Origin of the sequence: Microbispora amethystogenes (assembly GCF_016863015.1) — a bacterium.
In the GTDB taxonomy this organism is placed as follows: domain Bacteria; phylum Actinomycetota; class Actinomycetes; order Streptosporangiales; family Streptosporangiaceae; genus Microbispora; species Microbispora amethystogenes.
Map to the genome: position 1 here is coordinate 93,605 of NZ_BOOB01000045.1, position 22,863 is coordinate 116,467.

The following is a 22,863-nucleotide window of genomic DNA, read 5'->3' on the forward strand; positions in this document are numbered from 1 at the left end:
AGCGGGACGCCGACGTCTCCGCGCGTCGTATCCTCCGAACGGGTGACGCCGGGCGACGTACCGGGTGATGCCGCGTGATCGGCCCCGCCGGGAACCTCAGAGCATGGAAGCAATCGAGGTGACGGACCTCCGCAAGTCCTATGGGGACACCCGCGCCGTGGACGGGGTGACGTTCACGGTCCGGTCCGGTGAGACGTTCGGGATCATCGGCCGCAACGGCGCCGGGAAGACCACGACCGTCGAGTGCCTGATCGGACTCAGGCGCGCCGACGCGGGCACGGTCCGCGTGCTCGGCGAGGATCCGGCGCGCAGGCGGAGAGCCCTGGCTCACCGTCTCGGCGTGCAACTGCAGGACAGCTCCCTGCCCGAGCGGATCACGGTGGCCGAGGCGCTGCGCATGTTCGGCTCGTTCTACCGGGACGGGTCCGGCTGGCGGGGGGTGATGGAGCGCTGGGGTCTGCGGCCGCTGGCGGGGAAGGCGTTCGGCGACCTGTCGGGCGGGCAGAGACAGCGGCTGATGCTCGCGCTGGCCCTGGTAGGCAACCCCGAGATGGTCGTGCTCGACGAGCTGACCACGGGTCTCGACCCGATCGCGCGCCGCGAGACCTGGCGGCTGGTCCACGACCTGAAGACGGCGGGCACCACCGTGGTGCTGGTCAGCCACTACTTCGACGAGATAGAGGCGCTCTGCGACCGGGTCGCCGTCTTCGCCCGCGGCCGGGTGGCGGCGGCGGGCACCACGGGCGAGCTCGTCGCCCGGACCGGAACCGCCTCGCTGGAAGAGGCCTACCTCGCCCTGGAGGGAACGGACCGATGAAGGCGTTCACGGCTCTGGCGGCCGCCGAGCTCAGGCTGCTGTCGCGCGACCCCGCCTCGTTGTTCTTCATGGTGGCCTTTCCTCTCATGCTGCTGGTGCTCAAACGCGGCGACAGCGGCGCGGTCCCCGGCTACCTCGCGATGATCGCCGCCATCGGCGGGATGGGTGCGCTGCCGGGCCTGCTGGCCTCCTACCGCGAGCGCAAGGTGCTCAAGCGGCTGGCCACCACGCCGATCTCCCCGGTTCTGCTGCTCGGCGCCCAGCTGGTGGCCCAGGTCGCGGCGGGCCTGGCGGGCTCCGCGCTGCTGGTGGTCGTGACGATCGCGGTGTTCGGCGCGCGGGCGCCCGGCGACGTCCTCATGCTGACCACCGCCTTCCTGCTCTGCTCGGTGATGGTCTGCACGCTGGGCTTCGTGATCGCCGCGGTCGTGCGCACCGCGAGAGGCGCGAGCCTGATCGGCATGCTGGTCATGTTCCCGATGATCTTCCTGTCCGGCGCGGCCGTGCCCAGGAGGGCCCTGCCCGGCTCGTTGCGTCAGATCGGCGACTTCCTGCCCCTGACCCCGGCCGTGGAAGCCCTGGGGGACGCCTGGTCGGGCACCGCCGCGCTCTTTCCCCTGCTGATCCTGGCCGGGATAATCGTGGCGGCCACGGCCACCGGCGCCGCGCTGTTCCGATGGGAGTGAGGACGTGAACGTCTGGGAGGCACGCTGGTTGCGCGCCTTCCACCTGTTGTACTACGCCTGTCTGGCGCTCGGGCTGATCCTCTCGTACGGGGACGGCACAGGCGGGGGCGCGGGCGGGGGCACGGGCCCCGGCCTGCTCACGCCGGCAATCGTGGCGCTCATGGCCGGCTGGCACGGCTTCTTCGTCGTACGGCGGCCGCGGCTGCTCGGGCGGCTGAACCCCATGGCGTTCCACCTGGCGGTCGTCTGCGCGCTCTACATCCTGCTGGTGTCGCGGGACCGGTCCTTCGACGTGGTCGTCTTCGGGCTGATGCCCCAGCCGTACCTGATGCTGGTGAGCCCCTGGTCGTACGTGGGGGCGGTGGCGACGGTCCTCAGCACGTTCGCCGCCAGAGGCTATCTGGACGGTCCCGACGTCCTGTGGCGGCTCGTCGGGAGCTCCGGTCTCGTCGTGGCGATCGGACTGTTCGTGGACTACGTGTCCCGGCAGAGCGCGCAGAATCGGACGGTCGGGGTGCTGGAGGAGCGGGCGAGGCTGGCCAGGGAGATCCACGACACCCTCGCGCAGGGGTTGAGCGGAATCGTGACCCAACTGGAGGCGGCCGAGCAGGCGATGCCCGACCTGCGCGTCGTGAAAGAGAGGATCGCGCTGGCCAAGGAGCTGGCACGCGACAACCTCCAGGAGGCGCGGCGCTCGGTCGACGCGCTGCGGCCGGGCCCTCTCGCAGGCGCGGGGATCGAGGCGGCGCTCGCGGAGGTGGCCGCACGGTGGTCGCGGACGTCGGGGGTGGCGCCGGCCGTGTCGGTGGAGGGGACGCCCCGGCCGCTGCCCGGCGAGGTGGGAGCGACGCTCCTGCGTACGGCGCAGGAAGGGCTGGCGAACGCGGCCAAGCACGCCCGGGCGGGCAGGGTCGCGATCACGCTGACCTACATGGACGATGAGGTGACGCTCGACGTGTTCGACGACGGGGTGGGTTTCGATCCGGACGTGCGCGGCGCGGGCTACGGGCTGGCGGCCATGCGGGAGCGGGCCGGTGGCGTCGGGGGAACGCTGACCGTGGAGTCCGCTCCGGGGGAGGGGACGGCCCTGTGCCTGCGCATCCCCTCAAATTGATGATCGTCGACGACCATCCGGTGGTCCGCGACGGACTGCGCGGCATGTTCGACCACGTGGCGGACATCGAGGTGGTGGCGGAGGCGTCCAACGGGTTCGAGGCGCTGGCCCTGGCCAGGAGCGCGCGGCCGCACGTGGTGCTGATGGACCTTCGCATGCCCGGCCTGGACGGTGTCGGGGCGATCCAACGGCTTCGGGCGAGCCACCCGGAGATCAAGGTGGTCGTGCTGACCACCTACGACACGGATGCGGACGTGGCCCGGGCCATGGCCGCCGGGGTGGCGGGCTACCTGCTGAAGGACGCGCCACGCGAGGAACTGCACAGAGCGGTCCGCACGGCCGCCGCCGGCGGAGCGGTCCTGGCGCCGTCGGTCGCGTCCGCCCTGATGAGCAGGCCCGCGGTCCCGGATCCGAGCCCGCGCGAGCTGGAGGTGCTGCGTCTGGTGGCGCGTGGGTCGGCGAACAAGGAGATCGCCAGGACCCTCCTGATCAGCGAGACGACGGTGAAGACGCATCTCAAGCACGTCTTCGCCAAGCTCGGTGTCGAGAGCAGGGCCGCGGCCGTCGTCGTGGCCATGGAGCGAGGGCTCATCTAGGGGAGGATCTCCAGGCGGACGTCCAGGCCCTCGTACAGGTAGGGGGACGGGGTGATGATCCGCCAGTCGCGGCGGGTGGCGTGGACGACGGCGTGGGCGGCCACGAGCACGTCGGCCAGGCGCGCGTCGGCCGCCGCGGGCCGGTGCCGGCGCAGGCTCGCCCTGATCGCCTGCGCGTACGGCCCGCCCTCGACGGCGTCGTCGGGCGACAGCGCGCCGGTGACGACCATCGACATGCGCAGGAAGCGTTCGAGGCGGGGCTGGATCGGGCCCAGCGAGAGGACCTGGACGGCGAGCGCGGGAACGAGGAGGGTGACGCCGTGCGCGGAGGACTGCCGCACGACCGCCCTGCCGTACATGCTCTTGCCCTCGATCAGGTGGACGACGGCGTCGAGGTCCAGCACGTGGCCGGACAGGACACCGGTCGGTGGGACGGGGTCGGTCACGCGGCGTCCGCCTTGGCGTCCCCGCCCATGAGGCGGGCCGCGCGGGCGCTGTCGTCGTCGGTGATGCCGTCCTGCCAGCCCGGACCCCATAAATCGGCCATGATGGCCAGGTCGCCCTGGACGCGCCGCCGCTCGCGCAGCGCCGCGGCGATGTAGGCCGAGGCGTTGCCGGACGCCTGTGCCTCGTCGGCCAGTTCGTCCGGCAAAGAGATCGTAATCTTCTTGGTCATACTCGGAAGGCTACTGAGTCATACCGTCGGTAGTCCACCGGTTCGCGGGAAAAGCCGCGCGGCTCAGACCTTCCTGCTCTCCAGGTTCGCGATCCGCTCGCTGAGGGCGCGGAGTTCCGCCTTGATCTCGTCGAGCGGGTTCGCGAGGTACTGCTGCCAGTCTCCGCCGGGCTGTGCTCATCACGCAGAAAGTGCGTAAGGGGCGTGAGAGCGACTACCGGCGTTGGCAGGAAGAATCGACCGAGCTGGCGCGAGGTTTTGCCGGTTTCATGGACAAAGAGATTTATCCGCCCGGCGACGGCATGGCCGGAGAATGGGTGGTCGTTTTCCGTTTCCGAGAACGGACCAGCTCGAAGCCTGGCTGAACTCGCCCCGGCGGAGGCGGCTGCTGGAGGAGGGAAGGGGCCTGCTCGCCCGGCCCGAGGACCAGGAGGTGCTGGTCGGCGAGTCTCCGGCGCATCGGACGGTGACGGTGGTGATCGCCCATCGCGTCACCCGGAGTGGTGGCCGTCGGCATCCTCAACTGGCCGGTGAGCCGATCGTCACCCGCGTTCTGCGGTTCTGGCCGGCGCCAGGGGAGGAGGCACCGCGGCGTGTCCACCTGATGGGCGCCCTGGTGGTCGTGCTCGGCTACGCGGCGCTGAAGGCCGGCTCAGCCGGCCCGCCCGGTGACGAGGGCGGGGAGGAACGCGCCTGCGAAGGCCTTCGCGATCGTGAACTCGCCGGCGACGCCGGGGTGCAGGCCGTCGTAGGTGTCGGCGTACGGGTCGTAGACGGCGGCCAGGCCCACGGGGACGACGGGGGAGCGTGGCGTAGACAGGGCGGCCAGGAGGCCGGGCAGCCGGGCGTTGTACGCCTCGGTGATTCCCGGCAGATGCGGCAGGGAGGGCAGCGGCGTGCGATGGACCACGTCGGCCACGAGGAACCGCAGGTCCGGCCGCGCGGCGCGGGCCCGGTCCACGAACTCCGCGACGTGGGCGAGCAGGCGGTCGGGGCCGCTCACGCCCCAGGCCAGGTCGTTGAAGCCGAGCGCGACCAATAGGTGGCCGGGCCGGTGTGCTGCGACGGCGTCCGCGATGTTCCGTCTGGCCTCCTCCATGAGGCGGCCCCAGCGGGCGTAGTGCCGGTCGCCGGGGAAGCCGATCCCCGGGCGGTAGCCGCCCACCGGGGAGCGGTGCGCATGAGGCGGACTGCGGTGTGCACGGGGCGGGGCGCGGGTGCCCGTCCACGGCCCGGTGAAGCGCACCGGCGCGCCGCGCGCGGCGAACTGGCGGGCGAGCCGGTACCGCCACGTGTAGTCGCCGTCCGAGCCGTGGCTGAGCGAGTCGCCCACCACCATGATGGTGGGCGGGCACGTCACCGGCTGCGACGGCGGCTGCGTCATCGGCTGTGGGATGGCACGCCTCCGGAGTCCGGCACCCCACTGTGAGCCCCAGTGCGGGTGCTCGTGCGGGTGCTCGTGCGGGTGTGGAGCAGGCGCCGCACCGGCCCGCCGTACGCGACGAGCAGGATGCCGCCCGCGGCGAGCAGCAGCAGCGCGGTGAACACCCATTCCATGGAACCACCGGGGCCGTAGACCCGGCTCGGCCGCCCCACGTCCACGGCCCGGGTCTCCTGCCCCTCCCGCAGCATGTCGCGGTCGGCGCCGTACAGTTCGACGCCGTCGCGCCGTATGGCGCCGTCGTCGGAGCGGAAGTCGCCGTTCCACGTGCAGGACTCGTGGCCGGGGTGCTCCACGCAGGCGACCGAGCGGGCGGTGAAGGTGCCGGGGACGCCGTCCGCGCGGGCGGCCCGTACGGCCGGTCCGATGCCGGGCACGGCCAGGAAGAGCAGGAAGAGCGCGAAAAGCGTGAGCGCGGCGGTGAAGGCGGGGGAGCCGCGGCGCGGCCCGGGGTCCGCCGTCACGCCATGGCCTCTCGTGGCCGCGGCGCGGGGTGCGGGGCGCAGGAGCAGCGCATCGCGGCCTGCTCGGCGGTGGTGGGACGGCGATGCAGGATCATCGCGACCACCATCGGGATCGTGACGAGGGTGTTGTAGAACAGGTGCAGTTCCATGCGCGGCACCAGAAGCTGGATGATGCTGGTCGGCACGGGCCGGCCCAGCAGGTTGTCGCCCGTCGTCGCCTGCACGAGCAGCAGCAGGTGCTCGAAGTGGTGCCAGACCTGGATGCCGAGCGCGACGTTCCACCAGGTGCGGGCCCGGCCGGTGAAGCCGCGCCGCAGCATGAGCAGGCCGGCCAGCATCAGCAGCGCGTAGCCGTAGTGCATCCATTCGGACGTCACCAGCCACGGGAACGGCAGGCCGAGCACGCCGCGCGCCTCGGGCAGCGGCCAGCCGAGCACGTAGACCTGCACCGCCTGGGCGATGTGCTCGGCCCAGTGGGCCACGACGACGAACGCGAAGACCCCGAGAGCGGCGCGATGGTGGCGGGTGTTGAGCGCCGGCAGCAGGCCGGGCGATCGCAGTGTGGAAGCCGTTCCGGTCGCCATGCGAGAACCTCGATCCGGGAGCCTGTGACCTGACCTGAGGGCCCGGCACGGATCGCGAGCCCGTACGTCCCATGGTGCGATCCGGCGGCCGCGGGCCGCTTCTCCCGCCGTGCGGCGTCTTCTGCAGCCGTGGGACGCCGCGTCCGCGGGTACAGCCACAGAAGGGGGAGGACGGATGCGGCTGGCGGGGGCACGGGTGCTCGTCACGGGCGCGTCGTCGGGCATCGGCACGGCGATCGCGCTCGAACTGTGGGCCCGCCGCGCCCGCCTGGTGCTGTCCGGGCGCGACCGGGAGGCGCTCGCCGCCGTCTCCGCCCGGACCGGCGGCGAGGCCGTCCCCGCCGACCTCGCACAGGACGGGACCGAGGAACTGGCCGCGCGCGCCGGGCCGGTGGACGTGCTGGTCGCGAACGCGGGCGAGGGCTGGAGCGGGCCGCTGACGCGGATGCCGGGCGGCACGGCGGAACGCCTGATCGCGGTCAACCTGACGGCCCCCGTGCGGCTCACCCGGCTGCTGCTGCCCGCGATGGTCGAGCGCGGGCGCGGGCACCTCGTCTACGTCGCCTCGATCGCGGGCGTGGTGGGGGTCCCGGAGGAGGCGGTCTACGCCGCGACCAAGGCGGGCCTGCTGGCCTTCGCCGAGAGCCTGCGCTACGAGCTGCCCGGGATCGGGGTGACCACCGTGGTGCCCGGGGTGGTCGACACGCCGTTCTTCGCGCGGCGCGGCACGCCGTACGCGCGCCGCCGGCCCGTGCCCGTGCCACCGGAGCGGGTGGCGCGGGCCGTCGCGGTCGCCGTCGAGCGCGGCCGCGCCGAGGTGTACGTGCCGGCCTGGCTGCGGCTGCCCGCCCGCCTGCACGGCGCCGCGCCCGGCCCGTTCCGCGCCCTCGCCCGCCGCTTCGGCCACCCCTGAACCCGCGTACGGTCACTCAAGGGCTGCGCAGCGCGCGCAGGGACTCGCGCAGGGAGCCGATGGTGGCGAAGACCGCCGTCGGCTCGTAGCCGCAGTGCGCCATGCAGTTGGCGCAGCGCGGGTCGCGGCCCCGCCCGTAGGCGCTCCAGTCGGTCTCGTCGGCCAGTTCCCGGTAGGTCCCGGCGTACCCGTCCGCCATCAGGTAGCAGGGCCGCTGCCAGCCGAAGACCGAGTACGACGGGATGGCCCAGGCCGTGCAGGGGAAGTCGATCCTCCCCTCCAGGAAGTCCAGGTAGAGCGGCGAGTGGTTCAGCCGCCAGCGCCCCCGGTTGCCTCCGGCGAAGGCCGCGCGGAACAGCTCGCGGGTCTGCCGCACCCCGAGGAAGCAGTCCTGGTCGGGGGCCTTCTCGTACGCGTACCCCGGAGAGATCATCATCTGGTCGACCCGCAGGTCGTCGTTCAGGTAGTCGAGCACCTCGATCACCGTGCGCGGGTTGTCCCCGGCGAAGAAGGTGGTGTTGGTGGTGACGCGGAAGCCGCGCCGCCGGCACTCCCGCACCGCCGCGACCGCCTGGTCGAACACGCCCTCCTTGCACACCGACGCGTCGTGCCGCTCGCGCAGCCCGTCGATGTGCACCGCCCAGGCGAAGTACGGCGAGGGCGTGAACTGGTCGATCTTGCGCGGGATCAGCAGGGCGTTGGTGCACAGGAAGACGTACTTCCGCCGGGCCACCAGCGCCCGGACCATCTCCGCGATCTGGGGGTGCATGAGCGGCTCCCCGCCGGCGATGGACACCATCGGCGCGCCGCACTCCTCGACGGCGGCGACCGCCTGGCCGACCGGCATGCGCTGCCTGAGCACGCCGGCCGGGTGCTGGATCTTCCCGCAGCCCGCGCACTTGAGGTTGCAGGCGAACAACGGCTCCAGCTCCACCAGCAGCGGGAACCGCCTGCGCCGCCGCAACCGCTGGCGCAGGACGTACCCACCGACGCGAAGGCTCTGACGTAAGGGCATCGGCATCAGGGCCGCACCTCCTTCGGCAGTGTGAACTCGACGTCCTCCTCGGTCACCCGCCGTTCCTCCACCTCCAGCGGCCCGAGCCCGCCGAGGGCCGCCACTATGGCGTCCACCAGCGAGGCGGGGGTGGACGCGCTCGCGGTCAGCCCGACCGTCCGCGCGCCGCGCAGCCACTCCAGCGCGATGTCGCCCGGGCCGTCGACCAGCCGGGCGAGGGGAGCCGCGTCACGACCCGAACGGGCGGCGACCTCGGTCAGCCGCCGGGCGTTGGACGAGTTCGCCGACCCGACGACCAGGACCAGCCCGGCCTCGGCGGCCACCGCCCGCACCGCGCGCTGGCGGTTGGTCGTCGCGTAGCAGATGTCGTCGCCCCGCGGCCCCTCCGCCCCGGGGAAGCGCCGCCGGACCGCCGCCGCGACCTCCCCGGCCTCGTCGGCGGCCAGCGTGGTCTGCGTCAGGCAGGCGACCCCGCGCCCCTCGGCGAGAGACGCGGGCAGGGCCTCGACCCCGGCCTCGTCCTCGGCCAGCACCCCCGCGCCGGGCAGCTCGCCGAGCACGCCCTCGACCTCCTCGTGCCCGGCGTGGCCGATCAGCACGACGAGGTCGCCCCGGGCGGCGAACCGGCGGGCCTCCGCGTGGACCTTCGCGACCAGCGGGCACGTCGCGTCGACCACCCGCAGGCCGCGCCGAGCGGCCTCCTCCCGCACGGCGGGCGACACCCCGTGCGCGGAGAACACGGTCACCGCGCCCCCGGGCAGGTCGGGCACCTCGGCCAGGTCGTCCACGAACACCGCCCCGCGCCGCTCCAGGTCCCGTACGACGTGGGCGTTGTGCACGATCTGCTTGCGCACGTACACCGGCGGGCCGTACCGGACGAGTGCCCGCTCCACGATCTCGACGGCCCGCTCGACCCCCGCGCAGAACGAGCGGGGTGAGGCGAGCAGCACCCGCCGGGGGCCCGTGGCCGCCGCCCACCGCGCCAGCACCGGGCCGATCCGGGCCAGCGTGCGGCACGCCGCGGCCGCGCCGCCCATCGTCGCGAGGCTCAGCAGGGGGGCGGCGGGGGTGTCCACGATCACGCGTACGGCGGCGAAGGGCCGTCCCCGCGCGGCGGCGGCCAGCGGCGCGCTCTCCATGTCGACCGCGACCGCCCCCTCGGCGGCCAGCGCGCGGCGGTCGCGGCCCGCGACGACGCGAGGGGAGGTCACAAGCGGGCCGGTGACGGTGCGGAGCCCGGCGCGGGCCAGTTCGCCGGCGAGCAGAGGCGCGGAGGGGCACGGCCACACGCGGTCCCCGGAGTGGACCCCTGAGCGGACCTCGGTGGCGACGAGCACGTCCCCGGGACGCAGCCCGTCGTCCAGGGCGCCCGCGAAGCCGGTGACGGCGAGGGCGCCGGCGGGCGGGAGCAGGGCCGCCGCGCGCGCCGCCCGGTCCGGCCCCATCCCGACCCGGACGACCCGGACGCGGGGACGCTCCCGCACCGGCCGCAGCCCCCGGGCCACGGCCCGGGCCTCAATGCCGAGCGCGGTGCACACGATCAGATCCGTCATCGAGTCCCCTCCCGGGCCTGTAGGTAGCGGCCGAGCGCGCTGATCGGGAACACGAGCCGGTAGAGGTGGTAGTTGATGAAGAAGTCGCCGGGGAAGCCGGTCCCGGTGTAGTGCGGCTCGTCCCAGGTGCCGTCCGGGCGCTGCGTGCCGGCCAGCCAGGCCACCCCGCGCTCGACGGACGGGCCACGCTCTCCGGCGGCCAGCAGGCCGATGAGCGCCCAGGCGGTCTGCGAGGCGGTCGGCTCGCCCCGCCCGATCCAGGCGGGGTCGCGGTAGGAGCGCATGTCCTCGCCCCAGCCGCCGCCGGGGTGCTGGTGCGCCTCCAGCCAGGCGACCGCGCGCCGTACGCAGGGCGCGGCGGGCGGCACCCCGGCGGCGGCGAGGGCGGGCAGCACCGCCCCGGTGCCGTACACGTGGTTCGCCCCCCACCTGCCGAACCACGAACCGCCGGGCTCCTGCGCCCGCAGCAGCCACGTCACGGCCCGCCGTACGGCGGGGGAGCGGGCCTCGCCCTCGGCGGCGAGCGCCTCCACCACGTGCGCCGTCACGTCGGCCGACGGCGGGTCGATGACCGCGCCGAAGTCGCAGAACGGCAGCCGCAGGCACAGCGCGCGCGTGTTGTCGGCGTCGAACGCCGCGAAGCCGCCGTCACGGGAGGCCATCCCGGCCATCCAGCGCAGCCCGCGCCGTACGGCGTCCCGGGCGGCCGGACGGCCCCACCGGCCCAGCGCGAGGATCACCTCCGCCGTGTCGTCGACGTCGGGATAGCCGTCGTTGTCGAACTCGAACGCCCAGCCGCCGGGGGCGAGCCCCGGGCGCCGCACGGCCCAGTCGCCGGGCCCCCGGATCTCCTCGCGGAGCAGCCACTCGCCCGCCCGGTCCAGCGCCGGGTGCTCGCGCGGCAGGCCGGCGTCCAGGAGGGCGATCACGGCGAGGGCGGTGTCCCAGACCGGCGACTGGCACGCCTCCAGCCTGCGCGAGCCGTCCTCCCTGATCGTGAACCGGTCCAGCCCGGCCAGCCCCCGGCGCATGACGGGGTGCCCGGCGTCGTACCCGGAGAGGTGCAGCGCGATCAGCGAGTAGACCCAGGGCGGCTGGATGCCGCCCCACGACCCGTCGGCCTCCTGCCGGGCGACGACCCACTCGGCCGCCCGCCGGAGCGCGGCGCGGCGGAGCCCGGCGAGCGGCCGCCGTTCGTAGCGGTGCAGCATGTGGTCGAGCGCCGCGAACGCCGTGTCCACGCTCGTACGCGGGGGTGACGGCGGGCGCCGCCCGGTGCGCAGTTCGGTCAGGCCGAACGGCAGCGGGCGGACCGGCCGGTGCGCGGTCACGATCGTCAGCGGCACGATCGTCTGCCGCGCCCAGCAGGCCCAGTCGTACACGTTCAGCGGGCACCACGGGGGCAGGAACACGATCTCCGGGGGGATCACCGGCAGGTCCTCCCACCGCCACAGGCCGAACAGCGCGAGCCAGATCCGGGTGAAGACCCGGGCCGACTCGACGCCGCCCAGATGGCGTACGAGGTCCGCGGCGGCGCGCAGGTGCGGCGCGGACGGCGGGTCGCCCGCGAGCCGCAGCGCGACGTACGCCTCGACGGTGGTGCTCAGGTCGGCCGGACCGTCGTGGAAGTTGGCCCAGCCGCCGCCCGCCTGCTGCTGCGACCTGATCCACCGGGCGGCCTCGGCCGTCTCGGCCGCGGTCCGCACGCCGAGGAACTCGCGGAGCAGGAGGTCCTCGGCGTCCATGGTCACGTTGGTCTGGAGCTCGCCCTTCCACCAGCCCTCCGGCGACTGCAGGGCGAGCAGGTGGTCGCGGGCCGCTTCGAGCGCGGTCGCGGCGCGGGACGCGGCGGTGACGAGCGCGGTCATCGGGCCCACCCCGCTCGCGCGGGCTCCCTGACGTGGCCGAACCGGCTGGGGTGGGTGAGATGCAGCCGCACCAGGCGGGCCGCCTCCAGGCCGCTGCGCACGGCGCCCTCCATCGTGTCGGGCCAGCCGGTGCCGGTCCAGGCGCCGGCCAGGAACAGCCCCGGCCACCGGGTTGCCGCCCCGGGGCGCAGCGCGCCGCTCCCCGGGCCCTGGCGGAAGGTCGCCCGCCGTTCCCTGGTGATGAAGAAGTCGAGCAGCCGCACCGTCCGCGTGGCCGGGAGCAGCCGCTCCAGCTCCGGCACGAACGCGGCGCGCATCGCGGCCGTGGGCACGTCGATCCAGTGCCGGGCCGCCGACACCGACACCGTCAGGTACTGCCCCCGGGTCAGCCCGCCCGCCGCCGTCCTGTCGAAGATCCACTGCACCGGAGAGCCGACGGCCGCGGCGAACGGCAGGCTGGTGACCGGCCGGTCGTAGACGACGTGCACGTTGACGATCGGGCTCGCCCCGAGCCCCGCCCACGCGTCGCGGTCCGGCGCCGCCTCGGCCGGCACGAGCCGCGCGGCCTGCCCGTGGGGGACGGCGACGACGACGGCGGAGGTCTCCACCCGCGCGCCGCCGACGAGGACCGACGGCCCCGGCAGGCCGGGCGGGGCCGGCAGGATCGCCTCGGCTTTCGCCGGCATCCGCACCGTGCCGCCGGCCCGCGTGATGGCGGTCAGCGCCGCGCCGCCGTGCAGTTCCCCGAGCGGCACGGACGGCACGCCGATGTCCGCGGCGTCGGCGCGGCCGAGCAGGGCCGTACGGAACACCATGGCCGCGGGCCCGAGCGCCGCCTCGTCGGCGGAGATGTTGAGCGCGGCCACCGCGAACAGGTCCCACAGGGCGCGCCGCACGGTCTCCCGCTGGCCCCGGGCGGCCAGCCAGCCGCCGAGCGCGGCCTGGTCCAGCGCGGGGGCGGCCGGGTCGAGCCCGCGCAGCGCGAGCGCGCCGCGCACCGCCCGCAGGCGGTCGGCGGGGGACAGCAGCCGGTAGCGCGCGAGCGCGGGGAGCAGGTGGAACGGCCCGGGCAGCGCGGCCCGGCGCAGCCGCCCCCGCTCGCCGTGCGGAGTCAGCACCCGCACGTCGAAGCGCTCCTGCAGGCGCACCCGCCCGGTCCCGCCGAGCCGGTCGAGCAGGCCGAGGTACGCCGTGCAGCAGCGCAGGAAGACGTGCTGGCCGTTGTCGGCCGTGAGGCCGCCGCGGGCGAAGGAGTGGGTGGCCCCACCGAGCCGGGGCCGGGCCTCGTACAGGGTCACCGGCCAGCCGGCCTCCGCGACGGCCAGGGCCGCGGTGATCCCGGCGAGGCCGCCGCCGATCACCGCCACGGGCGGGACCGCGCCGTCCGGGCCGTGCAGGGGGCCGGTCATCGGGACTCCCCGTGTGCGTCCCCGTGCGAGTCTCCGCGGGCGTCTCCCCGTGCGTCTCCCCGTGACTTCCCCTGTGGCTCTCCCTGGGCCCCGCCCGTGAGGGCGCGGGCCGCGACCATCGCCTTGACCCACGGCGCGAGCGACAGCCGCCCGGCCAGGACCCGCGCCGGGTCGGCGGCGATCCGCCCCAGCAGGCGCCGGTAGATGTCGGCCATCGCCGCGGTGCAGGCGGCGCTGCGCCGGTCGAGCAGCGGGATCAGCCGCATGCCCTCGGCGTACCAGCCGAGCGCCAGTGCGGCCTCGAACCGGATCAGCCCGGCCAGCCGCTCGGGTGGGTCCGTGAAGTCTCCCCTCGGGCTCAGCCCGAGCGTGCAGCCGAACCTGCGCAGGTCGTCGGCGGGCAGGTAGATGCGGTCGGCGCAGCGGTCCTCCCGCAGGTCCCTGAGGATGTTGGTGAGCTGCAGCGCCACGCCGAGGGCGTCCGCCCGGGCCGCCGCGCGCCGCAGCGTCCGCTCGCCGCCGCCGCTCGCGAGCGCGCCGTCGGCGAGGCCGAACACGCCGAGGGACAGCCGCCCGATCGACCCGGCCACCTGCCGGCAGTAGCCCACCAGGTCGTCGTGGCACCGGTAACGCGCCCCGGCGACGTCGGCGGCGCATCCGTCGATGAGCTCCTCGAACGCCCCAAGGGGAAGGGGGAAGCGCGCCGCGGCGTCGCCCAGCGCCACCATCACGGGATCGGCCGCCACGTCGGCGGACATGCGTCCGCCCGCCATCGAACCAGGCACCAGGGAATCAGGGCCCAGGAAATCGAGAGGCGGCGTTTTGAGGGCGCGCAGCCGCCTGCGCTCCTGCTCCAGCCGCTCCAGTCGTTCGGCCACCGGCCCGGCTTCGTCGCCGACGTCGTCGATCCGCCGGGCGAGCGCGTAGACGGTGCTGAGCGCGCGCCGCTTCGGCGGGGGCAGCAGGCGGATGCCGTACGCGAAGTTCCGCGCCCGGGTGCGGACGACGTGCTCGCAGTGCCCGTACGCCCGCGACACGTGCACCGGCACCGGCCCCGGCGTCGACACTTGACCGGTCTCCGGCGCCCGCCCGGCCGGAAGGTCCGGCGCCGCGCCGGCCAGAGGCTCGGGGACGGGATCAGGGATCGCGCCGGGAACCGTCACCGTCCACCTCCTTCAGCACACGCGCCCACTCGCGCAGCACCGCGTGGCGGCGGGCACGCGGGGCGCCGCCCAGCACGTCGTGCCGGCGGCGTTCGAGCGCCACGAGCTGCGCCCGGCCACCCGCGACGTAGCCGGCCACCGCCGTGCGCGCGAACCCGCGCAGGGTCTCCAGCAACGGCATCCCCTCGTCGAGCAGGGTGGCCGCACGGCGGGCCTGCAGGGCGATCACCCGGCGCAGCCGCGGGGAGGCGTGCGCGGCGGCCAGGTCGGCCTCCCCGGCGCCGAACCGGCGCAGGTCCTCCGCCGGGAGGTAGACGCGGCCGCGGGCGTGGTCCTCGGCCACGTCCTGGCAGTGCTCGATCACCTGGAGGGCCGAGCAGACGAGGTCGGACAGCCGCGCCCGCTCGGGCGTCGCCAGCCCGAACACGTGCAGCACGATCCGGCCGACCGGGTTGGCCGACAGCTCGCAGTAGCCCAGCAGCTGGGCGAACGTGTCGTAGCGCCGCACCACCTGGTCGCGCCGGTTCGCCTCGACCAGGTGCAGGAACGGAGCGCTCGGCACGGCCCGGCGGGCGACCAGCGGCGCCAGCGCGCGTACGGCCGGCAGGCGCGGGACGCCGCCCGCGTACAGGCGGCCGAGGTCGGCCTCGACGGCGTCGAGCAGGGCGGGCCGCTCCGCGGGGTCCGCCTCGTCACCGGCGTCGTCCACGTATCGGGCGAACCCGTACACCGCCATCAGGTCGCGGCGGTACCCGCGCGGCAGCAGCCGGGAGGCCACCGGGAAGTTCTCCCGGCGCGCGGCGTCGCGTACGTCCGCTGCGGACATGTCTGGAGAATCTCCATCGCAAATCCCCCCAAAACCCGACAGATCGGGCGGCGGCTTTGCGCGGGTGACCGGACGGGCAACCCGGCGTACACGGACGAGGGCGGACGGAAAGGCGGGCCAAAGAAACGCCCGGAGGAGCCGTCGGGGACCGGCGGAACCGTTGCCCGCCGTTGGCGCTTCCGGCCGCCGGCAAAGCTCTGCCGAAGGATCACAGGAGGTGGGCGCTGAGCGGCCCGATCCGCAGACCGGCGGCGCGGCAGCGGCCGACCACCTCGGGCAGCGCGCCGAGCGCCGAGCGCCACGACCCGGGGGCGGAGGTGTGGTCGCAGTCGTGCAGCAGCAGCGTGGCGCCGCCCCGCAGGCCGGGCGTCAGGGTCCGCAGCACCGACTCCGGTGTGGCCCGCCGCGTCCAGTCCTCGCCCCACGCCGTCCACAGCACCGGGCGCAGGCCGTGCCGCCACGCCGCCAGCAGCGCCTCGGCGCTCAGCACGCCGTACGGCGGGCGGTACCAGGCGGGCCGCGCGCCGGTGACCTCGGCGACGAGGCGCGCGGCGCGGCCCATCTCCGCCGCGACCCGGCCCGGCCGGGCGACCAGGGCGTTCACGTGGTGCCAGCCGTGCACGGCCACCTCGTGCCCGGCCCGCGCGACGCTCCGCCCGAGGCCGGGATGACGGTCGAGCATCTCGCCCAGCATGAAGAACGTCGCCCGGCAGCCGAGCCGGGCGAGTTCGTCGAGGAACAGCGGAGTCGACCGGGGATCGGGCCCGTCGTCGAAGGTCAGCGCGACGTGCCCGGGACGCCCCTCGCCCGCGAGGGCGGGCAGCAGGCGGCGGACGGCGGGCAGCCAGGCCGCGCCCGGCGCGACGTGCGCCGCGACGGGCAGCAGCGCCGCTCCGGCGGCGGCCACGCGACGTCTCATCGGGTCCAGTATCGCCCGACCTGAATCTGTATATGCCTCGGTGTCCGGAGTCGCCCGGCCGGGAACGAGAGCAGGAGACGGCATCCGGCGCCTCGCCGCGTCGTCGTCCACTCGCTGGGAGGGGCCCATGACACCACCGGCGGCGAAGGTGCTGATCGTCAGCGCGTCGATGGGGGCCGGTCACGACGGTGTGGCCGCCGAACTGGCCCGCCGCCTCGCCGCCGCCGGTGTCCGGGTGGCGGTCGTGGACGTGCTCGCCCTGCTGCCGCTGCGGCTGGGGTCGGTCCTGCGCTGGTGGTACCGCACCGTGATGCTCCGGGCCCCGTGGCTGTACGCCCTCGTCTACCGGATCTTCTTCGTGTCGCGGCGCGCGTCCTCCGGGCGGGCGCGCGGGGTCTCGCCGCTGACGGTCGTGGCGGCGGCCGGGTTGAACAGGGTGGTGCGCCGCCTGCGGCCCTCGCTGCTGGTGCCGGTCTTCCACGTCGCCGCCCAGGCCGCCGGGCACCTGCGGTCCCGGGGACGGCTGGCGGTCCCCAGCGTGGTCGTACTGACCGACTTCGCCGCGCACCGCCTCTGGCTGCACGCGGGCAACGACCGGTACCTGTGCCCGGACGCGGCCACCGCGCTCGCCGTGACGGCCGCCACCGGCCGCCCGGCCTTCCGGCACGCCCCGATCGTGCGGCCCGGGTTCGCCGCAGGGGGAGCGCCGCGGCGAGGCGTCCACGCCCGGCTGGGACTGCCCGACGGCGACCGGATCGTGCTGGTCGGCGCGGGCGCGTGGGGAGTCGGCCGGGTTGTGCGGACGGCCCGCGCCCTGTGCCGCCCCGGACGCGGAGACGGCTCGCCGGAGAGCGGGCGGTACGTGCCCGTCGTGCTGTGCGGGCGCAACGAGCGGCTACGCCGCCGCCTGACGCGCCTGTTCGCGGAGGCGAGCGGGACAGAGACGAGCGGGACGGAGGTGGCGATGGCCGGACAGGCGGTAGGTGCAAAAGGGTTGGGCGATGCCGCCGGAGCCGTGGAGGCCGGCGGAACGCGGTCGGCGCCACGGCCGGTGGGGCTCGCCCTCGGGTGGCGCGACGACCTGCCCGGCCTGCTCGCCGCGGCGTACGCGCTGGTGGACAACGCCGCCGGGCTGACCTGCCGGGAGGCGTTCGCCGCACGCACGCCCGTCGTGACCTGCCTGCCGATCCCCGGTCACGGCAGGGACGGGGTGCTCGCGATGGCCCGCGCCGGGGTGAGCGTCCACGTGCGCCGTCCCGCCCGGCTGCTCCGGGAACTCGACCGGCTCGCCCCCGGCTCGCCCGCCCGGGCCGCGCTGACCACCCGCGCGGAGGCGCTGTTCGCCGCGGAGCCGGCGGAGGCCCTGCTGCTCCGCTTCGCGCGGCCGGACGACGCGCCCGTCACGGTCTCCCGACACTCTCCCGCAGCGGCGCGTGCCGCGACAGCAGCACGCTGCCGTACAGGATGAGGGCCATGCCGGTCAGCTCCGGCAGCACCCACGGGCCGGTGCGGATGCCCTCGCCGAACAGGGCCACGCCGTACGCCGTGCTGGCGACGGGGTCGGTCACGGTCAGCGCCGGCTGCACGGCGACCAGGGGCCCGCTGTGCAGGGCGTTCTGCAGCAGGAACAGGCTGCACAGGCCGGCGGCCACCATGGCGTACAGCGACCAGGCGCCGGACAGGGCCCGCAGCCCGTCGGGCAGCACCTCGACGGTGCGCTTCATCAGCACGGCGGTGTAGGCGAAGCCGAGCCCGGCGGAGACCCCGAGCAGCACGGCGCGGGTGGCGCCGCCGGAGGCGATCGCGACCGCCACGCAGCCGGCCACGAGCCCGGCGGTCACGCCCGCCGAGATCGTCCAGCCCAGCACGCCCGGCAGGCGGTCGCCCGGCGTGGGGGAGGCTGCCCCCAAAAACCCGGCCAGCCCTGCCGTGAGCGCCGCGATGGCCAGCCACGTCATCGGGGAGACGCGGATCCGGAACATCCAGCCCGCCACCAGCATCGTGATCGGCAGTTCCGCGACGAGCAGGGGCTGCACGAGGGCGAGCCCTCCGGACGAGAGCGCGGCGGCCTGCAGCAGGAACCCCGCGATCAGTGCCCCGATGCCGCCCAGCCAGGCGGAACTGCGCAGCAGGTGCAGGATCAGCCCCAGCCGGAAGGCCTCGCCGGGGGGCATGCCGCGGGCGGCCCGGCGCTGCAGCACCGACGCGACGGCGTTGGCCGCCGCAGCGAGCACCGCCAGGACAACAGCGATCATGACCCCCCTCCCCGTCTCCGCACCCTCGGCCGGACCTCTTCGGTACCCTCCCCGGCCGAATCTGCCGCTATCTTCCAGCGAATCCCCGAATGGCAATTTATCCCGCTAAAAGCAAACAATCAGCGAGATATTACACAAAATGGAGAATTGTGTGATTTGTGAGGGTATGGCCGTCCGCGCAAACGCAACCAGCAGGAAAGGCGGGACCAGTCATGGTTGGACCTACCGGCATCGAGCGTCATCCCGACATCGCCGAACTGCGCCAGACCTACGACCGGGCGGGTTCGACGGCTCCCGCGCAGGTACTGGAAGGGCTGTCCTTCCTGGCGGGTCTTTATCTGGCGCTGTCGCCCTGGATCGTCGGGTTCTTTCGCTTCCCCGGGCTGACCATCAGCAACCTGATCACGGGCCTCGTGGTCAGTGCCCTGGCCCTCGGGCTCGCGTCCGCCTTCGGACGCACCTACGGCATGGGGTGGCTGATCCCGCTACTCGGCGTCTGGGCGCTGGTCTCGCCCTGGGTGGTGCGCGGGGGAGGCGAGGCCACCACCGGCACCATCTGGAACAACGTCGTGACCGGCATCGTGATCTTCGCGCTCGGCGCCGCCGCGCTGGGCATGGCGCAGGTCTACCGCCGGCACGAGCGGGGCGAGCGGAGCGGGCACCGGCTCGGCAACTGGTGACCGGCCGTCCGGCGGCCCGCCGCTCCGCGCGGCGGGCCGCTCGGGCGTCCCCTGGCGGAGCGTCACGCTGAGGCGGGCCGAGGCGTCCCTGAGATAGCCGACGAAGGCGCGCAGGGCGGGGTTCGGATTGGTCGGCCGGATCGCGGCGCCGACCCGGCGGAAGAGCCGGGGGCCCTCCACCTGGCACACCTGGACGCCCGCCGCTCCCTGCACGCCGAGGCTCGGCACCAGGGCCACCCCCAGCCCGGCCCGCACCAGGCCGAGCGTCACCTCGTAGTGGTCGCTGCGGCAGCGGATCGCGGGAGTGAAGCCCTCAAGGGCGCTGGCCCGCTCCAGCACCGACACCGGGGTCTCGGTGCCGAACGTGGTGATCCACGGATCGCCGGCGAGGTCGGCCAGCCGTACGCGGGGCCGGTGCCCGGCGGGATGGCCGAGCGGCATGACCAGGAGCTGCGGCTCGTCGAAGAGGTGGACGACCTCCACGCCCTTCGGCGCCTTCCACGGGTCGAGCGCGTGCTCGAACACGACCAGCACGTCCAGCTCACCGCGCTCCACGTCGGCCAGCAGCTCGTGCGGCTGCCCGAGAACGAGGTCGAGATCGACGCCGGGGTGGCGGGCCGTGAACGACGACAGCGCCATCGGCAGCAGCCGGTAGCCGGCCGAGGCGAAGAACCCGATCCGGAGCTGCCCGGCGTCCGCCCGCGCCTGCGCGAGCAGGTCCTTCTCGGCGGACTCGATGAGATCGAGCACCTCCTGGGCCCGCCCGGCCAGGCGGCGGCCGGCGGCGGTCAGCCGCAGGCTGTGCGCGGCCCGCTCCACCAGCCCGACCCCCGCCTCCTCCTCCAGCCGGGCGAGCTGGTGCGAGACGGCGGACGGCGACAGCCGCAGGGTCTTGGCGGCTCCGGCGATGCTCCCGGTCCTGAAGACCTCCAGGAGCACCCTGAGGCGGTGGCTGCTGAGCATCCCCCCAGTATCGGGCCGCGTCCGCGCTGGTCACGCACGAGCGGAGGCGGCGATCACCCAGCCGGCGCAGTGCCGGTCACCTGCCGGTCACCTGCCGGTCACCTGCCGGTCACCTGCCGGTCACGTGCCGGTCCCGGTGGGTTCCGGGCCGGTCACTCGGCGGCGGCGGTCGCGGCCGCGGTGGCGGTCACTGGGTGGCCACTGCGGTGGCCACTGCGGCGGCCACTGTGACGGTCACTGGGCGGCCACTGTGGCGGCCACGGCGAGGCCGGCCTGCCGTACGGCACGCACGAGGGCCTGCTCGGAGCCTTCCGGCCCGTGCGCCAGCACCGCGTAGCCCTCCCACCGGGCCGCCGCGATCACGCCGACGTCGGCCCGCGTCCCGGCGTCCGTGCCGGTCTTGTTCGCCACCCACACCCCGGCGGCGTACGGCAGCACGCGCGGCGGCTCGCGGTCCTCCGGCTCGTGCGGCAGCAGCGCCGGGACCAGGCCGCGGTCGGTGTTGCAGGCCATCCAGCCGAGCAGCAGCCGCTGCCACGGCTCGCGGCCGTACGCCACGGACCGCATGAGGCCGGCGAGCTCGCGGGCCGTCCCGGTGGCGAACGCGGGCGGGTGCGCGGGCAGCCGCGGCTCCCGGATCCTGTCGTGGACGCGGGTTCCGGCCAGCCCGAGCGCGGCGGCAGCGGCGTCCACCCGGGCGAGCCCGAGCCGCCGCAGCAGCGCGTTCGTCGCTGTGTTGTCGCTGACGGAGGCGGTCAGCACGGCGAGGTCGCCGATCGTCCAGCGGCGGGCCGACAGCTCGGTGAGCAGGCCCGAACCCCCCGCGTAGTCCTCGTCGAGCAGCCCGACCGGCTCGGCCGGGTCGACCGCGCCGGCCGCGATGTCCTGCGCGAGCGCCGCGAGCAGCAGCACCTTGCCGGTGCTGGCCAGCGGCAGCACCACGTCCTCGTTCACCCCGAGCAGGCCGGGGACGCACACGGCCAGCGTCCCGGGGCAGGCCGCCGCCAGCTCCGCCAGCGAACCGCGCGTGGTGCCGGAGACGTCCCCCGGTCCGGCGTCGCGGGGGAGCCCGCCCCCGTCCCCGGTGATCGCGTCCCCGGCGTCCCCGGTGATCGCGTCCCCGGCGTTCCCGGCGATCGTGTCCCCGGCGTTCACCGTGTCTCCGGCGTTCACAGCGTCTCCAGGGTTCACAGCGCGAGCACCCGTCCCGGGCGGGCGCCCGTCTCCTCGCCGTCGCGCACCACGACCGCGCCGCCGACCACCACCGCGCCGACGCCCGTGGGCGGCAGCAGCGGCTCGGTGAAGGTGGCCAGGTCGGCGACCTCCGCCGGGTCGAACACCACCAGGTCGGCGTGCGCGCCGTCGCGGATCACGCCCCGCCCGGTCAGGCCGAAGCGCGCCGCCGCCATCCCGGTCATCTTGTGCACCGCCTCCTCCAGGCCGAGCAGCCCGAGCTCGCGTACGTACCGGCCGAGCACCCGGGGGAAGGTCCCGGCCCAGCGCGGGTGCGGGCGCCCGCCGGGCTTCGGCACGCCGTCGGAGCCGATCATCGCGTACGGCGCGGCCAGCACCCGCCGCACGTCATCCTCGATCATGGAATGACTGATGATCGTCACCTCGCCGTCCTCGGCGACCAGCAGGTCGGCGGCCACGTCGAGGGGATCGGCCCCCGCGGCGGTGGCGAGGTCGGCGATCGTCGCGCCCTCGGCCCGCGGATGACGGGGTGCGCAGGCCACCGAGATCCGGTCCCAGCCGCCGTTGCCGACCGTGTTCTCCCAGCCGGGCACGCCCTCGGCGATGGCCCGGCGCATCCGGTCGCGCTGGGCGGGGTCGCCGAGCCTCGCGGTCAGGGCGCGGAGCCCGCCGTCGTTCGCCCACGGCGGCAGCATCGCGGCCAGCGCCGTGCTGCCCGCCGTGTAGGGGTAGACGTCGCAGGTGACGTCCATGCCGCTCGCGCGCAGCTCCGCGAGGCGCGGCAGCGTGCGCTCGGTGCGGCCCCAGGCGTACCGCCCGGCGGTCTTGTGGTGCGACACGTGCAGCGCCGCGCCGCTGCGCCGGGAGATCTCGATCGCCTCCTCCAGCGCCTCCTCCACGCGCGACATCTCGTCGCGCAGGTGGGTCACGTACGGCTTGCCGCGCCGGGCGGCCACCTCCGCCAGCGCCACCACCTCGGCGGTGCCGGCGTACGAGCCGGGGGTGTAGATGAGGCCGGTGGACAGGCCGGCGGCGCCCTGCGCCAGGGACGCGTCGAGCAGCGCGCACATCGCGCGCAGCTCGGCGGGCCGGGCGGGCCGGTCCACCGGGCCGAGCACGCCCGCCCGGAGCGTGCCGTGGCCGACGAGCGAGGCCAGATTGTTGGCCCGGGGCACCCAGCCGTGCGCGGCGGCGAACCCCGCGAAGTCGGCGTACGCGCCGACGTCGCCGCCGAAGGTGATCCGGGTCTCGGCCCGCATGGCGGCCAGCCGCTCCGGCAGGGCCGGGAACAGGCTCGACCCGCAGTTGCCGCAGATCTCGGTGGTGACCCCCTGCAGCACCGAGGCTCGCACCAGCTCCCGGCCGGCATCGCCGCCGGACCCGTCGCCGCCGCCGAGCGGGCCGAGCAGGGCGACGCCGTCGGAGTGCGTGTGGACGTCGACGAAGCCGGGGGAGACGATTCGCCCGCGCGCGTCGAGCACCTCGGCGGCGTCGGCCACAGAGCCCGACGCAGAGCGCGACGCAGAGCCCGACGCCGAACCCGGCGACGAGTCCCGGGGAAGCACGGTCAGCCGCCCGCCGGAGACCCCCACGTCGGCGGGCCGGGCCGGGCGGCCGGTGCCGTCGACCACCAGCCCGCCCCGGACGAGGAGGTCGAAGCGGGGCGTCCCCGTCACGGAAGCCTCCTCGTCACCCGATCCGTCCCCGCTCCTGTCCCCGGGATCTCC

Annotated in this window: 23 protein-coding genes and 1 pseudogene; 8 read left to right on the forward strand and 16 right to left on the reverse strand. The window is 75.1% G+C overall.

Features of this window, described 5'->3' with window-relative positions:
• Positions 1-103 precede the first annotated feature (103 nt).
• Genes Mam01_RS27750 through Mam01_RS27765 form a run of 4 tightly spaced genes read left to right on the forward strand, consistent with a single transcriptional unit; the run spans position 104 to position 3,213 of the window.
• Positions 104-817: an ABC transporter ATP-binding protein gene (locus Mam01_RS27750; protein ID WP_204288103.1), complete on the forward strand. Its 714-nt coding sequence runs from the start codon at positions 104-106 to the stop codon at positions 815-817.
• Positions 814-1,503: an ABC transporter permease gene (locus tag Mam01_RS27755; RefSeq protein ID WP_204288104.1), complete on the forward strand. Its 690-nt coding sequence runs from the start codon at positions 814-816 to the stop codon at positions 1,501-1,503. Before Mam01_RS27750 ends, Mam01_RS27755 begins: the two co-directional genes overlap by 4 nt.
• Before the next feature lie 4 nt (positions 1,504-1,507).
• Positions 1,508-2,617 carry a sensor histidine kinase gene (locus Mam01_RS27760; RefSeq protein WP_204288105.1) on the forward strand — a complete coding sequence of 370 codons (1,110 nt, stop codon included), beginning with the start codon at positions 1,508-1,510 and terminating at the stop codon, positions 2,615-2,617.
• Positions 2,617-3,213 (forward strand): response regulator, encoded by a 597-nt coding sequence (locus Mam01_RS27765; RefSeq protein WP_204288106.1) that lies wholly within the window; start codon positions 2,617-2,619, stop codon positions 3,211-3,213. The genes Mam01_RS27760 and Mam01_RS27765 overlap by 1 nt, the downstream gene beginning before the upstream one ends.
• On the opposite strand, the gene Mam01_RS27770 is transcribed toward Mam01_RS27765, so the two are convergent.
• Together Mam01_RS27770 and Mam01_RS27775 are read right to left on the reverse strand one after the other, a co-directional pair.
• The gene (locus Mam01_RS27770; RefSeq protein ID WP_204288107.1) at positions 3,210-3,659 is read right to left on the reverse strand and encodes a PIN domain-containing protein; all 450 of its coding nucleotides are present in this window, start codon (positions 3,657-3,659) and stop codon (positions 3,210-3,212) included. The genes Mam01_RS27765 and Mam01_RS27770 overlap by 4 nt on opposite strands.
• Positions 3,656-3,889, reverse strand: a complete 234-nt coding sequence (locus Mam01_RS27775) for a ribbon-helix-helix domain-containing protein (protein WP_117410272.1) — start codon at positions 3,887-3,889, stop codon at positions 3,656-3,658. Before Mam01_RS27775 ends, Mam01_RS27770 begins: the two co-directional genes overlap by 4 nt.
• 173 nt (positions 3,890-4,062) lie before the next feature.
• On the opposite strand from Mam01_RS27775, the gene Mam01_RS27780 reads away from it, so the two are divergent.
• Positions 4,063-4,254 (forward strand): putative antibiotic biosynthesis monooxygenase, encoded by a 192-nt coding sequence (locus tag Mam01_RS27780; RefSeq protein WP_204288108.1) that lies wholly within the window; start codon positions 4,063-4,065, stop codon positions 4,252-4,254.
• A gap of 287 nt (positions 4,255-4,541) precedes the next feature.
• On the opposite strand, the gene Mam01_RS27785 is transcribed toward Mam01_RS27780, so the two are convergent.
• Genes Mam01_RS27785 through Mam01_RS27795 form a run of 3 tightly spaced genes read right to left on the reverse strand, consistent with a single transcriptional unit; the run spans position 4,542 to position 6,378 of the window.
• Positions 4,542-5,273, reverse strand: a complete 732-nt coding sequence (locus tag Mam01_RS27785; protein WP_204288109.1) for a GDSL-type esterase/lipase family protein — start codon at positions 5,271-5,273, stop codon at positions 4,542-4,544.
• On the reverse strand, positions 5,270-5,794 hold the full coding sequence (locus Mam01_RS27790; protein ID WP_204288110.1) for a hypothetical protein: 525 nt from the start codon (positions 5,792-5,794) through the stop codon (positions 5,270-5,272). The genes Mam01_RS27785 and Mam01_RS27790 overlap by 4 nt, the downstream gene beginning before the upstream one ends.
• A complete protein-coding gene (locus Mam01_RS27795) occupies positions 5,791-6,378 on the reverse strand; it encodes a hypothetical protein (RefSeq protein ID WP_204288111.1) in 588 nt (195 codons plus the stop codon). Before Mam01_RS27795 ends, Mam01_RS27790 begins: the two co-directional genes overlap by 4 nt.
• 175 nt (positions 6,379-6,553) lie before the next feature.
• On the opposite strand from Mam01_RS27795, the gene Mam01_RS27800 reads away from it, so the two are divergent.
• On the forward strand, positions 6,554-7,291 hold the full coding sequence (locus Mam01_RS27800; RefSeq protein ID WP_204288112.1) for an SDR family NAD(P)-dependent oxidoreductase: 738 nt from the start codon (positions 6,554-6,556) through the stop codon (positions 7,289-7,291).
• Between the two features lie 16 nt (positions 7,292-7,307).
• Here Mam01_RS27800 and hpnH read toward each other — a convergent pair whose 3' ends face one another.
• The 7 genes from hpnH to Mam01_RS27835 all read right to left on the reverse strand — a co-directional run bounded on the left by hpnH (position 7,308) and on the right by Mam01_RS27835 (position 16,044).
• Complete coding sequence (gene hpnH / locus Mam01_RS27805; protein WP_204288113.1) at positions 7,308-8,312, reverse strand: adenosyl-hopene transferase HpnH; 1,005 nt, start codon at positions 8,310-8,312, stop codon at positions 7,308-7,310.
• Positions 8,312-9,859, reverse strand: coding sequence for a 4-hydroxy-3-methylbut-2-enyl diphosphate reductase (gene ispH, locus Mam01_RS27810; protein ID WP_204288114.1), 1,548 nt, complete (start codon positions 9,857-9,859; stop codon positions 8,312-8,314). Before ispH ends, hpnH begins: the two co-directional genes overlap by 1 nt.
• Positions 9,856-11,727: a squalene--hopene cyclase gene (shc, locus tag Mam01_RS27815; RefSeq protein WP_204288115.1), complete on the reverse strand. Its 1,872-nt coding sequence runs from the start codon at positions 11,725-11,727 to the stop codon at positions 9,856-9,858. The genes ispH and shc overlap by 4 nt, the downstream gene beginning before the upstream one ends.
• Complete coding sequence (gene hpnE, locus Mam01_RS27820; protein ID WP_204288116.1) at positions 11,724-13,136, reverse strand: hydroxysqualene dehydroxylase HpnE; 1,413 nt, start codon at positions 13,134-13,136, stop codon at positions 11,724-11,726. Before hpnE ends, shc begins: the two co-directional genes overlap by 4 nt.
• Positions 13,133-14,299, reverse strand: coding sequence for a phytoene/squalene synthase family protein (locus Mam01_RS27825; RefSeq protein ID WP_239101673.1), 1,167 nt, complete (start codon positions 14,297-14,299; stop codon positions 13,133-13,135). The genes hpnE and Mam01_RS27825 overlap by 4 nt, the downstream gene beginning before the upstream one ends.
• Positions 14,274-15,125: a squalene synthase HpnC gene (gene hpnC / locus Mam01_RS27830; RefSeq protein WP_204288117.1), complete on the reverse strand. Its 852-nt coding sequence runs from the start codon at positions 15,123-15,125 to the stop codon at positions 14,274-14,276. The genes Mam01_RS27825 and hpnC overlap by 26 nt, the downstream gene beginning before the upstream one ends.
• A 208-nt stretch (positions 15,126-15,333) precedes the next feature.
• Positions 15,334-16,044 carry a polysaccharide deacetylase family protein gene (locus Mam01_RS27835; RefSeq protein ID WP_204288118.1) on the reverse strand — a complete coding sequence of 237 codons (711 nt, stop codon included), beginning with the start codon at positions 16,042-16,044 and terminating at the stop codon, positions 15,334-15,336.
• 127 nt (positions 16,045-16,171) lie between these two features.
• Here Mam01_RS27835 and Mam01_RS27840 point away from each other — a divergent pair, with 127 nt between their 5' ends.
• A complete protein-coding gene (locus Mam01_RS27840) occupies positions 16,172-17,512 on the forward strand; it encodes an MGDG synthase family glycosyltransferase (RefSeq protein WP_204288119.1) in 1,341 nt (446 codons plus the stop codon).
• Here the strand turns inward: Mam01_RS27840 and Mam01_RS27845 are convergent.
• Entirely contained in the window at positions 17,445-18,299 is an 855-nt protein-coding gene (locus Mam01_RS27845) for a DMT family transporter (RefSeq protein ID WP_204288120.1), read from the reverse strand. The two genes, Mam01_RS27840 and Mam01_RS27845, sit on opposite strands and share 68 nt — an antisense overlap.
• A 212-nt stretch (positions 18,300-18,511) precedes the next feature.
• Here Mam01_RS27845 and Mam01_RS27850 point away from each other — a divergent pair, with 212 nt between their 5' ends.
• On the forward strand, positions 18,512-18,979 hold the full coding sequence (locus Mam01_RS27850; RefSeq protein ID WP_204288121.1) for an SPW repeat protein: 468 nt from the start codon (positions 18,512-18,514) through the stop codon (positions 18,977-18,979).
• Positions 18,980-19,072: 93 nt separating this feature from the next.
• On the opposite strand, the pseudogene Mam01_RS27855 reads toward Mam01_RS27850, so the two are convergent.
• The 3 genes and pseudogenes from Mam01_RS27855 to Mam01_RS27865 all read right to left on the reverse strand — a co-directional run.
• Positions 19,073-19,942: pseudogene (locus tag Mam01_RS27855) on the reverse strand (LysR family transcriptional regulator); the annotation flags it as partial.
• 234 nt (positions 19,943-20,176) lie between these two features.
• On the reverse strand, positions 20,177-21,115 hold the full coding sequence (locus Mam01_RS27860; RefSeq protein ID WP_239101674.1) for a serine hydrolase: 939 nt from the start codon (positions 21,113-21,115) through the stop codon (positions 20,177-20,179).
• 14 nt (positions 21,116-21,129) lie between these two features.
• Positions 21,130-22,812, reverse strand: coding sequence for an N-acyl-D-amino-acid deacylase family protein (locus tag Mam01_RS27865; protein WP_204288122.1), 1,683 nt, complete (start codon positions 22,810-22,812; stop codon positions 21,130-21,132).
• Positions 22,813-22,863 lie beyond the last annotated feature (51 nt).